Here is a 13,631-nt window from a genome sequence, read left to right on the forward strand (position 1 = left end):
TGTTATTTAAAGGATAACCCCAGTCGATCGCCCTGCATGAGCAACCAACTGGGGTCAGAGAATCGGGCAGCAATTAGCCACCCGATCGCCCTAGAACATCAAACCTAAACCGTAGCAGCCACCTTTTCCTCGGCGGGGTTGGCGCTGGCTTCCGGCGTGTTCGCTTCCGACGGCGGAACCACCTGCCAGAACTTGGGCAAGCTGTTCGCCCAATCGGCTAGGATTGCCTTCGCCTTCGGGCTGCCGGTCTTTTCGGCGTGAGCTTCGATCAGCGTCTTCAGTTGCTCCTCGCCCGCCGGGGTGCAAACCCGCTGGATCTTGACGATTTCGCCGTTCACCTTGCCGGGGAAGCTGCCGTCCTCGTCGTAGCAGTAGGCCAAACCGCCGGTCATGCCCGCGCCCACGTTGCGCCCCGTGGAACCGAGCACCACGATCGTGCCGCCGGTCATGTATTCGCAGCAGTGGTCGCCTGCACCCTCAATCACCGCTTGACCCTTGGAGTTGCGCACGCCGAACCGCTCACCGGCCCGACCGCTGGCGTAGAGCACGCCGCCGGTTGAACCATAGAGGCAGGTGTTGCCGACGATCGCATTGTGTTCCGGCGCGAAGGTGGCTTCGGCGGGCGGCCGGACGATGATTTCGCCGCCGTTCATGCCCTTGCCCACGTAGTCGTTGGACTCACCAACCAACTCCAGGGTCATGCCGTTGATGTTGAAGGCTCCGAAGCTTTGGCCGGCGCTGCCGATAAAGGTGAGGTGCAGATGCCCTTCAAAGCCCTTGTCGCCGTAGCGCTTGGCAATATTGCCGGAAACCCGCGTGCCCACGGAGCGATCGGTGTTGATGATCTTGATCGTTTTGGCGACCGAGCCTTGGTAGCGGATCGCCCGTTGGATGTCCTCATCGCCCAGGAGCGCGTTGTCCAGCACCACATCGTTGCTGTGGGGGCGGGGGCTGTGGTTCAGCCAGGTGCGATCGCTCCGGGTGTCGGGCAGGTTGGTCAAAATCGACAGGTCGATCGCCTGGGTCTTGGTCAGGCTGGCATCTTCGCGGCGCTTCAGCAGATCGGCGCGGCCGATCACCTCATCCAGGCGACGGAAGCCCAACCGGGCCAGCAATAGTCGCACTTCTTGGGCCACGAAGTAGAAGAAGTTGACCACGTGATCGGGAATGCCGGGGAACCGCTTGCGCAGGTGCTCCTGTTGGCTGGTGACACCCACGGGGCAGGTGTTCATGTGGCAAACGCGGGCCATGATGCAGCCCTCGGCGATCATCGCGATCGTGCCGAAGCCGAATTCTTCACCACCCATCAGGGCCGCCATCAACACATCCCAGCCGGTCTTGAAGCCGCCATCGACCCGCAGGACGACCCGATCGCGCAGGCCGTTTTCCATCAGGGACTTGTGGACTTCCGCCAGTCCCAATTCCCAGGGACTACCGGCGTGCTTAATCGAGCTGAGGGGCGAAGCGCCCGTGCCGCCGTCGTGGCCGGAAATTTGGATCACGTCGGCGTTGGCCTTGGCCACCCCGGCGGCCACCGTGCCGATGCCCACTTCGGCCACCAGCTTCACGGACACCTTGGCGCGGGGGTTGATTTGGTGCAAATCAAAGATCAGTTGGGCCAAATCCTCGATCGAGTAGATGTCGTGGTGGGGCGGCGGCGAAATCAGAGTCACACCGGGCTTCGATCGCCGCAGCATGGCGATGTAGGGGCTGACTTTTTTGCCGGGGAGCTGACCGCCCTCACCGGGTTTCGCGCCTTGGGCCACCTTGATTTCGATTTGCTCGGCGCTCATCAGGTATTCCGGGGTCACGCCAAAGCGTCCCGAAGCCACCTGTTTGATCGCGGAGCTGGCCGTGTCGCCGTTCCGCAGTCCCTTCAGGTGCGGGAAGGTGGCGGACAAGCCGTTTTCGTCCACATCGTTCAGGGTGGTGTAGCGGCGCGGATCTTCGCCACCTTCGCCGGAGTTGGACTTGCCGCCAATCCGGTTCATGGCGATCGCCAGCACCTCGTGGGCCTCCGGCGACAGAGCACCCAGGGACATGCCGCCCGTGCAGAACCGCTTCAGAATCGATTCGATCGACTCCACCTCATCCACGGAAATCGGCGCGCGGCTGGTGTCGAAGTCCAGCAAGTCCCGCAATGCCGTGGGCGTGCGCTGCTGCAAATAGCGCTTGTAGACGCTGTAGTGATCGTAGGCTTCGGTGCTGAGGGCTTGGGCACCGGGCATCCATTCACCCTCGGGTGTTTGGGCCTTGAAGGCATCCACGGCCTTGTGCAGGGCCTTGGCCATTTCCGGCGAGTTCATATGGTATTCGCCGCCCTTGCGGTACTGGACGAAGCCCATGTTTTCCAGCTTTTTGGCCGTCAGCTCGGGGAAAGCGGCCGCATGGAAGGTCATCACCTCTTGGGCCAGTTCCGCCACACCCAAACCGCCGACGCGGGAGGGCGTACCGACAAAGGCCAGATCGATTAGCTCGCGGCCAATCCCGATCGCCTCGAAAATTTGCGCCCCATGGTAGCTAGCCAGCAGCGAGATCCCCATCTTCGAGAGGATCTTCAGCAACCCGGCTTCCACGGCGGCCCGGTAGTTGGCCTGGGCCTGCTCGATCGAGCAGGCCGGCAACTTACCGCTGCCCATCAGGTTTTGGGTGCGATCGCTGTTCCACCAATGGCGGATGCTCTCCAGCGCCAAGTAAGGGCAAACGGCACTGGCCCCAAAGCCCACCGCACAGGCAAAGTGATGGGTGCTCCAGCATTGGGCCGTGTCCGCCACGATCGACACCTGCATCCGCATCCCTTGGCGGATCAAGTGGTGGTGGACTGAGCCGATCGCCACCAGCGGCGGAATATAGGTGGTGTCCGGCGACAGACTATCGGTGCGATCGCTCAGGATCAGGATTTCTGCGCCGCCTTGCACCGCTGCCACGGCCTGCTCTTGCAGAGCTGTAATCGCCGCCCGCAGACCCGCCGGGCCATCGGCGGTGCTGTACAGGGTCGAGAGCGTAACCACTTGCATCCCGGACTCGGACAGCTTGCCCAGCTCCGTTTCATTCAGCACGGGCGAGCTGATCTTGACCAAGCGGGCCGCTTCCGGAGCCGGAGTCAGCAGGTTGCCGCGCCGCCCCAGGTGCATTTCCAGGGACATCACCAACTTTTCGCGCAGGGGATCGATCGGGGGATTCGTGACCTGGGCAAACCGCTGCTTGAAGTAGTCGTAGAGCAAGTGCGGCCGGGTTGAGAGCACCGCCAAGGGGATGTCATCGCCCATGCAGTAGGTCGGCTCCTTGCCGTTGGCCGCCATGTCCACAATCACCAGATCCAGATCCTCGGCGGTGTAGCCAAAGGCCGTTTGGTGTTGTAGCAGGCTGGCTTCTTCTAGGCTCTTGTCCGTGGCGAACGGTTGGGCCGTCAATTGCTGTTGATGGTCGCGTACCCAGTCGCCGTAGGGATGCTGGCGAGCGACCTTCAGCTTCAGATCCCAATTCTTCAGGACTTCGCCGGCTTCCAGATCCACGGCGATCGCCTGGCCGGGGCCGAGCCGACCCTTTTCGAGGATGTTCTCGATCGGGATATCCACCACCCCGGCTTCCGAACCCACAATGATGTAGTCGTCGCGGGTGATGCAGTAGCGAGCGGGCCGCAGACCGTTGCGATCGAGCGTTGCGCCCACAATCTTGCCATCGCCGAACACCAGCAACGCCGGGCCATCCCAGGGTTCTTGCACCCCGCGATAGTAGTTGTAGTAATCCACGATTTCCGGGTAATCGGCCAAGTCCGGCTGATTTTCGTAGGCTTCCGGCACGAGCAGGGTAACGGCTTCCAGGATGCTGCGGCCCGATCGCACCAGCAGTTCCAACGAGTTATCCAAGTTGGCCGAGTCGCTGTTTTCGTAGCTGACGATCGGCTTCAGGGCGTTCAGCTCCTCAGTGGTCCAATTTTCATGGGCCAAATCCGCTTGCTTGGCCAACATCCAATTCAGGTTGCCCAGCAGGGTGTTAATTTCTCCGTTGTGGCCCAGCATCCGCATCGGTTGCGCCAGGGGCCAGCGGGGCATGGTGTTGGTGCTGAAGCGTCGGTGGTAGACCGCCCAGGCGCTGGTGTAGTCGGGATTGGTCAAGTCCTGGTAGAAGCGACCCAAGACCTCCGATCGCACCATTCCCTTGTAAATAATCGTGTGGTTCGACAGGGAGCAAGCGTAGAATCCTACGGACTGGGATGTAACTTTTGTATCATCCTCACCCAGTGCCTTCACCACCGCATTTCCGAACCGACGGCGCAGTTGGTAGAGTTGCCGTTCCAGGGCATCGCCGGTTAGGGTGGACTCAATAATTACCTGCTCGATCGTCGGCAGGTTTTCGCGGGCTTGGATGCCCAACACCTCGGGGCGGGTGGGCACAACACGCCAGCCCAACAGGGTTAGACCCACTTCCGCGATCGTGGCATCAATGGCGGCTTTGGTCTTTGCCAGCTTGTCCGCATCCAAGGGTAGGAAGATCATCCCCACCGCCGTGCGCGATCGATCAATGGTCTTGCCTTCGGTGGTGGCCCATTGCTCAATCAGGGTCCAAGGAATCGCCGTCATCACCCCTGCGCCATCGCCCGAGTCGCGATCGGCACTGCAACCGCCCCGGTGCTCCATGCAGCCCAAGGCAATCAGGGCTTTTTCCACCAAGTCGTGACTGGCTTGGGCCTGGCGCTGGGCGATGAAGCCTACGCCACAGGCATCGCGCTCCTCGGTTAGGTAGCGCAACCCGGATTCCGGCATTACCGGCAACGGATTGCTGGAAAACACAGGGGCTTGGGTAGTGCGGTCACTCATAGGGGGATCGGGTGGACTAGGCGATCGGGGTGAATAAAAAAACGGACGGCGAGGGCGATCGAGCCACAGCGGCAATCAGGTAGCCGCTGCTGAGATCGATCAAGCTAGAGTCGATCGGATGCGATCGAAACTACAGAGTTTGCGTTATGACTGGGTTAAAAGACCGTCTGTTGAGCTTGGTCTTGAGTCCCCGGCAAAACGACCGGAATACATAGCCAGAGGGCCTTACTGATTGTCCGGTGAACGCGGTTGCACTGGTTGTATTGGCAACTACTGATTAGCACTGATCAGTAACGATCGTGTCAATCGCTGGCGGAACCGGCATCGGGAGCACGGGATGAGCAAGCGGGCGATCGACTTTAATCCCATGACCCAGTTCAATCCCATGGCCAAGGGCCAAAACTGCCGGAAGCAGAGCCAGTTAACCGCGATTGGGTTGGTCGGATCGGAAGATTGGTGCGCACATCCGCCAGCACAAATCGTCATTCATCGAGTCGTACAGATGACTGGGGAGTGAGGGGGTGCACCAAAATGATTCGAGCCTTCAGGATAGTCAGCAAACCCAATTCTAAAGAAACTGTAGCGCTTTAATCTAGATCGGCCCTTGGCGTTTATGCAACTGATCGGCCAACGATTGTCGATCGAATGTTGATTGGAATCGATTCGAGTTACTGACCCGGTTGTCAAAACTGCCCGTTGAATGGTTCAACCTCGCTGCCATTTCCCCGCGAGCGAAGAGACCCGGATGGGTTCCCCAGCCCCAATCCTGCTGTTGTTCAGATCCCTGGCGGCGATTCGACCCGATCGCGCTACACTTTTGCCAGGGTTGGCTTAGCCGCCCAGCGACCCGCGCCCTTCATTTTCGCGTCCCTGCTGTCCCATGCCCATTGCCGTTGGAACGATCGAAACCCTTGGCTTTCCCTCCATCCTGGCCGCCGCCGATGCCATGGTGAAAGGCGGGCGCGTCACCCTGGTGTTTTTTGACAAGGCCGAAAAGGGCAACTTTTTCATCACCATTCGCGGCCCCGTCTCCGAAGTGGAACGGGCCATGGAAGAAGGAATCAAAGCGGCGAAAGCGGTTTATGGCGGCCAGGTAATGAGCCACTACATCATCCCCCACCCCTACGAGAACACGGAGGGCGTGATGCCGATCGACTACACCCCCGAAAGCGAACCCCACCGCGTCACCTAAACTTTCAATTATTTTTCTATTCAAGCGAAAACGGGAATTGGATCGAGAGATCTGAGATAGCAACTGAGAGGATGTCTGAGAAGCATCTTTCAGTACGGGCCAAGCATCAATTATCGTGGGAGCAAGGGGCTTAAGCCCCTTGTTTGCGTTGATCGCTGGAGCATACAGAGTAGCAATTTTGGCTTTTCAGACATCCTCTGAGATAGCAACGCTGAAATGATCAAGGTGGAGCTGCATCGTGATTGCTCAAATTCAGCTTCCATTTCCGTCTCAATTCATGACCGTTGCGGAGTATTTGGCTTGGGAATCTGAGCAGCCCATTAAGCATGAATATATCCATGGGCAGGTGTATGCCATGGCTGTCGGAACCTTGCCCCATAACGATATTGCGGTGAACTTAACCAGCGCCCTGCGGGGATTTTTGCGGGAAACAGGCTGCAAAGTGCGAATGGCTGATGCCAAGGTGCGGGTTAGCGCTGCCGGGCCATATTTTTACCCCGATTTAGTTGTGAGTTGCGACGATCGCGATCAACGGGCGATCGAGGCCATCAGTTACCCCAAATGCATTGTTGAAGTGCTATCCCCCAGTACTGCCGGGTTCGATCGCGGTGACAAATTTCGCTACTATCGCCGCATTCCAACCTTGGAAGAATACGTGCTAATTGATGCGGAAAAGGTGGGAGTTGATTGCTACCGCAAAACGAGTGCTGGGAAGTGGGAATTAACTGCATATCCTGACGATGCAGCCGATCCAAATCAGCCGATTCTTGAGCTGATGAGCCTCAATTTTGCTTGTCCGTTGTCGTTGGTTTACGAAGAGGTGGAACTGAGCCAAGCGATCGATCCAAATTCCATAGATTCTGCTCGATCGGCTGAATCGTGATCGCCCGTCTCTGTTCAGCGCGGGTGCGCTCGATCGCCCTATATGCTGCCGCCACTGATGCAAGATAGGCGACTTTCGCTCCCTATGGATGAATTGCTGGGAGAAACGACCTTGTGACTTCGAGGAGCAGTCAATCTTCAGGTTTCAAAACTCCCGCTTCCAATTGATCAAGATAGATAAATTCTGGTGCTTTCACACCGGCTTGTTTACGAATTTCTACCAACTCCGGCGACTCAAAAAACGCCCTAGCGTTTTGAATCGAAGTCCAATGGGAGAAGTGAACAATTTTGTTGGGATTGCATTCATCCCGCAACACCTGATAGGAGCGCTCGCCTGCCTGTTGGCGAATGTTGGCAGCGCCGTCAAAAATCGCTTTCCAAGTGGCGTAATCTTCCACTTCATGAATGATCAACACATGGGCCATGATGCAATCAACCTCTTGCACGAATATTAGGTGAAAAATCCCCAAGAGCACCTAGGAGATGGCGCGATCGCCCATGGGCGCTTGGTGTTGCAGGAGGTGAACTACGGCTTGGGTTCGATCGCGCACGCCCAGTTTTTGCAAAATCGCGTGGACATGCACCCGCACCGTACCCGGAGCAATATGCAGAGTTTGGGCGATGTCTTGGTTGCTTTGGCCCTGGGCGATTAGGTTCAGGATTTCCTGCTCCCGGTGGGTGAGGTCTTCGATCGCCCCGCTGTCCAGGCGATCGCTCCGATGCGTCACGGGTTGGGCGGCGGTTGCATCGCCCGATTGGGCCATGGCCGCTTGGATTTGGCTGGTGGCCAGATCGTCCCACCAGGAGGCCCCGGCGGCGATCGATCGCATGGCCAAAATCAGGGTGTCGGCGCTGATCCCCTTGCGACAATAGCCGCGTGCTCCGGCGGCCACCAACCGGGCGATCGCGTCGGGTTCGGCACGGGAGGTGAGCACCAAAACCGGCAAATCGGGTTGAATCTGCATCAGTTGCCGACAGGTTTCCACGCCGCCCAGCCCCGGCAACCCAATATCCAGCAGCGCCACCGCAAAACATTGTTGGCGCGCCAGCTCGATCGCCTGTTCCCCATCGGCCGCCGCCGCCACCTGCCAATCGGCTTCCTGCTGGAGCCGAATGGTCAACCCCAGGCGAAATAGCTCGTCATCTTCAATCAACAGAATTTGCATGGGACTGGGGGGCAATCGGCGGCGGGCAAGCGGCCAGCTCTACCAAAAAGGTTGCGCCTTGGGGCGATCGGTTCTCTGCCCAGATTCTACCGCCGTGGGCTTCGATGATTTGGCGGCTGAGATAAAGACCCAAGCCGGAGCCGGTGAGCTGCCGATCGCTGCCCGCTTGATAGAACCGATCGAACAGCTTGGGCAGCGCCGCCAGGGGAATGCCGGGGCCCGAGTCCGAAACCTCCAGCCGGTGGCAAGACCCGAGCGATCGCAACTGCACCAAAATTTGCGAGTCGCGCGGCGCATGGTTCAGGGCGTTCAGCAACAAGTTATCGATCGCCCGTTCCAACTGCAAGGCATCGGCCGCCACCCAAAAGCTGGCCCAAAAGCCCGAGTCGCCGCGCTCTAGGCGAATCGTGACCCGCCGACCCGCCGCCAACACCCGCAACGGCGCGATCGCCCGTTCCGCCAGTTCCCCCAACTCCCAAGGCTGGCGATCGAGCAAGACCCCTTCCGCGTCGTTGCGATAGATTTCCAAAACACTTTCCAGCAGGCGCAAGCTGTTGCGGTGGCTGCGTAACATCACCGCTAACACCTGTTGTTGTTGGTCGCTGGTGGGGCCCAGTTGCTGGGCTTGGAAGGCTTCCAGGGTGGCGATCGCCCCGAGCAATGGCGTTTTTAGGTCGTGGGTGAGGGTGGCGGCAAAGTCTTCGCGCAGTTGAGCAAGCTGGCTTTGGGCGGCCAGTTGGGCCTGTTGTTGGGCTAGGCGGGTGCGATCTCGCCGGGCCCGATCGCTCAACAGGGCCGTGACCAACAGGGCCAGCGCCACCAGCAACCGATTGGTAATGGCGGCGGGGGAGCCGATCGACCCGACCGGGATCCACAAATTCAGCAACACCAGCCCGATCGCCCCCAGGGTGACGATCGCCGTGGTCCGCGGCCGACCATAGCCCCCCACCAAGCCAACGGGCAGCACGTACAAATAGCCCAACACGTAATCGGTGGGCGTGGAAAATTCAGCGGCGATCGCCAGCACGGTCCAGAACACTGTGGCGCTTGCGATCCAAACCCGTTGCCGGGCGAAAGGGGCTGATGAGGGCGATCGCCGGGTCATGGTAGTAGCTCTAAGCTGATGGACAAGAATGATCAAAACAAAGGGCTGAAAGGTTGTTATCACTCCCTACAACAGGGCTAGGAGCTAACTTGTTAAGAGGGTTTAAAGCTATCTAGGTAAGTTTAAATCTGACTTTGGAGTTAATTAATATTAACTTGGTAAATCAGTTCTAAGAGTAATCAACAGATCAGCTTAGAAAATGACGGATGTGTTTAGCTTAATGTTGGTATTTTATGAGTGAAGTCTTTAAGATTTTTAACCAATCCTCAGGGCTTGAATGCAAAGATTGATAAATGCATTAAATAAAGATTGGTAAATGAACTAAATACTTACTTGTCAATTTTTAGATCCATTTCATAAAATTGAATTGAAGCACACCAAGCAAGATAATCAAAATTTGAATTTAAAAACCAAAATCAAAATCGCACATATAAATATTGTTTTTCAAGTAAATGAAAAATAATACTTTTCTTTGGCTCAACTCTGATTTTGAAATCAATTCTGCTAACGAGGTAAAAGCAATGTCTTTTTCTTGGTCTGATTATGTTCACGCCATCGCTACTACTGAGCAGATTCCGACTCGATATCGTAAGTTGCGACTGGTTCAATTAGCTCAGGCAATCGTTGAATCCGGTCGAGGAACTAGCCAACTATTTCAGCAAGCAGGAAATCCTGGAGGTCTGAAATGGCGAGATACCATTGATGAGAACTACGCAGAAAAAATCACGGGAAAAATATGGCTAGAAACTGCTACGGAGCCACAGGGGTGTGATTGGTGTCATTGGCAAACGGCAGAACACGCCGTCATGGGCTACTGGCGATTTATTGATCGCCCAAACTCTCCCTACCAAGGCTGGGAAGCCTATCATGACGATCCAGATGGCTATTTGCAGCACCTCAAGGATAGGGGCTATGCCGAAGATTCAAGCTACGTCAGCAAGGTTAAAAATGTATTTCCGGAGGCTCAGAGCTTACTGAATCCAGATCCACGCCCACAACCTCAGAAATTCAAGATTGCCATCATGCCTGGTCATGGTGGAGGGGATTCTGGTGCTGTCAACAACGCATTGAAATTGTACGAGAAGGACTATAACTGGCAAGAAGCAGTTGGCATTAAGTCTGCTTTAGAAGTCACGGGGAATTATGAAGTAATTCTTTGTCGGGAAAAGGAAGAAAAAGCTTCCCTCAGTACAATGCAGCAACGTGCCAACGATAGTCATGCAGATGTGTGCTTATGTCTGCATCACAATGCTGCCAATGGAAGTGCACGGGGTTGGTGGCTGTTTTATGTCAACCATGATCCCAAGTGTGAGCAGTTTATTCAGATCATGAATAAACATTTCAAAACTTTACCCCTACCTGCGCGGAATTCTCTCTACGCTGGTCAACCTTTTGAACAGGATTGGCATCGGCGAGTTTGGTCTTGCATTCATCAATGCACAATGCCAACAATTTTGTTTGAAAGCTGTTTCATTGACAACAATGCTGATGCGACGTGGTTAAGGGATGGCGGATACAATCAAGTTGTTGAGAAAATTTGTGCAGGAGTCAAAGAATTTCTCAACGATCAAGCAGTTCCTACAACTCCAGATCAGCCACCCTCGCCAATCCAACAGAATATTCAAGCCACATCAGACACCTGGTTGAAGAAGGATTGCAGCAAAGAAGCTAGTGAATTGGATGACATAGGCAGGGCTTTTGTCCCGAAGGGAAAAACCTATCCAATTGAGCAGTTTCAAGAGTTCAGTTTGGAGAGCGAATCAGGAGGCTATGCTCTAGTTGAGTTGGGTTATGGAGCTGGAAAATGGTATATCTTCCTAGCACATTGGAAATTATCCTGGACTCAATGTTCGCAGCCATCAAACGCCTCCACTCTTCCAGAGGTTAATGACATCAATTGGCATGATTGGTCATCTCCTGTTAGCCGTTATTTCAATGTTGGAGAAGTGACTTTATGCCAGTCCCGGCGCATTCCTACCGACTCAACTCATCGTCAAAACGTGGTTAACATTGCTCGAGAGTTGGATAAGGTTCGTGAGTGGTGGGGATCAGCCTTGTTAGTCAACTCTTGGTATCGACCGCCTGAAGTAGAGCGAGAAGTTGGCGGTACTGGTGCGAATCATCCATATGGTTTTGCGGTCGATGTACGTCCAGCACAAGGCTCTGTCTGGGACTTACAAACACGGTTTGAGCGAGAGTGGTACGACACTGGCAAATGGCAAGGGGGATTTGGCCGTGGTGCCGATATTGGGTTTATTCACCTGGATTTAAACCCCCGACGGACTTGGGACTATAGCCACAAATAGAGGTAACAAGACACAACAAGAGTGCTGTTTCTTGCAGCTTGGGATCACGCTGACAATTGACTGCTGCTCTTGTTCTTGAACATAGTCCTGCGTCAGTTGTTTAGGATGGGTCTTCTGATCAATTCATGACTTGTCAAGAAAGATCGATCAACCTTGTGTGTTGTCGATCTTTCTTATCCTAATTTCTTGTCGAATTGGGTAGAAGGGGCTGAGGAATTCAACTCTCAAAATATAGTCAGGAAATTCGGGTGATCTCCTGTAGTACCCCCAGATCTAACCGGCTGGGATTAGGCCATTGCTCGGCTGAGTTGCGTTCTAAACGATTGGTATAGATCGACGATCGCCTAGGCCCAATGTTTAGACCGATTGATAGATGGTGAACTCAGGGCGATCGCCCGACGATTAAAGGGATCTCCCAGCGCCCGTGATGGGGCGGATGGGGGTTTGGTCTTTCGTCCGATCGAGCGATCGGGTCTTTATGCTACTGGGCTGGCTGCAAATTGCCCTGACATTGTTGATCGTCGGGGCGATCGCCCCGTTTTTAGGGCGCTATATAGCGCGGGCATTCCAGGGGCCGGACTGGCTGCCCGAGCGCTGGCTATACCGGCAAATTCGCCACCGCACCGATGAGCCAATGACCGGTGGGCAATACCTACGGGCGGTGCTGGCCAGTAACTTGGCGATCGGGCTGGTGGGGTTTGGCGGGTTTTGGTTGCAAGACCGCTTGCCCCTGAATCCCACCGGGTTGGGTGCGCCCAGTTGGGACTTGGCGGTGCATACGATCGTCTCCTTTTTAACCAACACCGACCAGCAACATTATTCGGGTGAAACGGCGATTACCTACGGTTCCCAAGTGGGAATTTTGGGCTATTTGCTGTTCTTCTCAGCGGCCACAGGGCTGGCGGTGGGGATCGCATTTATTCGCGGACTGAGTGGGCAACCCTTGGGCAATTTCTATCGGGATTTGACCCGATCGATCACGCGGGTGTTGTTGCCCATGTCGCTGCCGATCGCCCTGTTGCTGTTGCTGAATGGTGTGCCGGAAACCCTGGCTGGGCCGGCGCTAGCCAGCACCTTGGACGGAGCCACCCAGGCGATCTCCCGTGGCCCCGTGGCCCACTTTGAAGCGATTAAGCAGCTCGGGGAAAATGGCGGCGGATTCTTTGCGATTAACTCCGCCCATCCCTTTGAAAATCCCAACAATGTCACCAACACGTTAGAAATTGTGGCGATGTTGGCGATTCCCACCAGTTTGATTTTCACCTATGGGGAAATCAGCCAAAATCGTCGGCAAGCTTGGTGGTTATTTGGCCTCGTCGGCAGCATTTTTGTGGGGTTAATTGCCCTCAGCGCGATCGCGGAATGGCAAGGCAACCCGACCCTGGCTGCTGGCCCCAACCTGGAAGGCAAAGAACAGCGCTTTGGTTGGGCCCAAACGGCCCTCTGGGCAGTGACCACCACGGCCACCATGTGCGGCGCAGTGAACGGAATGCATGATTCCCTGATGCCCGGCAGCGGTTTGGCCACCTTGCTGGGATTGTTTTTGCAGATGGTTTGGGGTGGTCAAGGCACCGGCACAGCCTATCTGTATGTGTTCCTGATTTTGACGGTGTTTTTAACGGGGTTGATGGTGGGTCGCACGCCGGAATTCCTCGGCCGAAAAATTGAAAAACGGGAAATTATTTTGGCCAGTGCGATCCTGCTGGTGCACCCGGTGTTTGTGTTGATTCCGGGGGCGATCGCCCTGGCCTTTCCCGAGCAATTGGCGGGCATTTCGAACCCGGGATTCCACGGAGTTTCCCAGGTGATTTATGAATACGCCTCGGCGGCGGCCAACAACGGCTCGGGCTTTGAGGGCTTGGGCGACGGGACGCTGTGGTGGAACCTGTCGGCGACGGTCAGCATTTTGGCGGGGCGCTACCTGCCGATCGCGGCGTTGCTGTTACTGGCCGACGGCATGGCCCAAAAGCAACCGGCTCCGGTCACCTCGGGCACGCTGCGCACGGACACGTTCCTGTTCACAACGGTGACGGGCGTAACGATTTTGATTTTGGGCTTGTTGACCTTTTTCCCGGTGTTGGCCCTGGGGCCGATCGCCGAAGGATTTGCCCTGCGTTAGGTCGCTTCGTAATTTCCCAAAACCCTGATGCCACCATCGAA

8 protein-coding genes are annotated in these 13,631 nt (G+C 56.0%); 4 read left to right on the forward strand and 4 right to left on the reverse strand.

The features are described 5' to 3' along the window. Positions 1–104: 104 nt before the first annotated feature. Positions 105–4,820, reverse strand: a complete 4,716-nt coding sequence (locus AC2IAX_RS14295; RefSeq protein WP_494388070.1) for a glutamate synthase-related protein — start codon at positions 4,818–4,820, stop codon at positions 105–107. Positions 4,821–5,700: 880 nt separating this feature from the next. On the opposite strand from AC2IAX_RS14295, the gene AC2IAX_RS14300 reads away from it, so the two are divergent. After that, on the forward strand, positions 5,701–6,012 hold the full coding sequence (locus tag AC2IAX_RS14300; RefSeq protein WP_099531705.1) for a carbon dioxide-concentrating mechanism protein CcmK: 312 nt from the start codon (positions 5,701–5,703) through the stop codon (positions 6,010–6,012). 277 nt (positions 6,013–6,289) lie between these two features. Then, positions 6,290–6,895, forward strand: a complete 606-nt coding sequence (locus AC2IAX_RS14305; RefSeq protein WP_494390399.1) for a Uma2 family endonuclease — start codon at positions 6,290–6,292, stop codon at positions 6,893–6,895. A 130-nt stretch (positions 6,896–7,025) separates the two neighbouring features. On the opposite strand, the gene AC2IAX_RS14310 is transcribed toward AC2IAX_RS14305, so the two are convergent. The 3 genes from AC2IAX_RS14310 to AC2IAX_RS14320 are packed head-to-tail and all read right to left on the reverse strand — an operon-like array spanning position 7,026 to position 9,099. Continuing rightward, positions 7,026–7,319 (reverse strand): putative quinol monooxygenase, encoded by a 294-nt coding sequence (locus tag AC2IAX_RS14310; RefSeq protein WP_494390400.1) that lies wholly within the window; start codon positions 7,317–7,319, stop codon positions 7,026–7,028. A 51-nt stretch (positions 7,320–7,370) separates the two neighbouring features. Beyond that, positions 7,371–8,060, reverse strand: coding sequence for a response regulator (locus tag AC2IAX_RS14315; protein ID WP_494388071.1), 690 nt, complete (start codon positions 8,058–8,060; stop codon positions 7,371–7,373). Continuing rightward, entirely contained in the window at positions 8,041–9,099 is a 1,059-nt protein-coding gene (locus tag AC2IAX_RS14320; protein ID WP_494388072.1) for a sensor histidine kinase, read from the reverse strand. The genes AC2IAX_RS14315 and AC2IAX_RS14320 overlap by 20 nt, the downstream gene beginning before the upstream one ends. A gap of 518 nt (positions 9,100–9,617) precedes the next feature. Between AC2IAX_RS14320 and AC2IAX_RS14325 the strand changes: the two genes are divergently transcribed. Together AC2IAX_RS14325 and kdpA are read left to right on the forward strand one after the other, a co-directional pair. Then, positions 9,618–11,471, forward strand: coding sequence for an N-acetylmuramoyl-L-alanine amidase (locus AC2IAX_RS14325; protein ID WP_494388073.1), 1,854 nt, complete (start codon positions 9,618–9,620; stop codon positions 11,469–11,471). 478 nt (positions 11,472–11,949) lie between these two features. Further along, positions 11,950–13,590: a potassium-transporting ATPase subunit KdpA gene (gene kdpA, locus AC2IAX_RS14330; protein WP_494390401.1), complete on the forward strand. Its 1,641-nt coding sequence runs from the start codon at positions 11,950–11,952 to the stop codon at positions 13,588–13,590. Positions 13,591–13,631 lie beyond the last annotated feature (41 nt).

It is taken from the genome of Limnothrix sp. HT2024 (assembly GCF_059138625.1).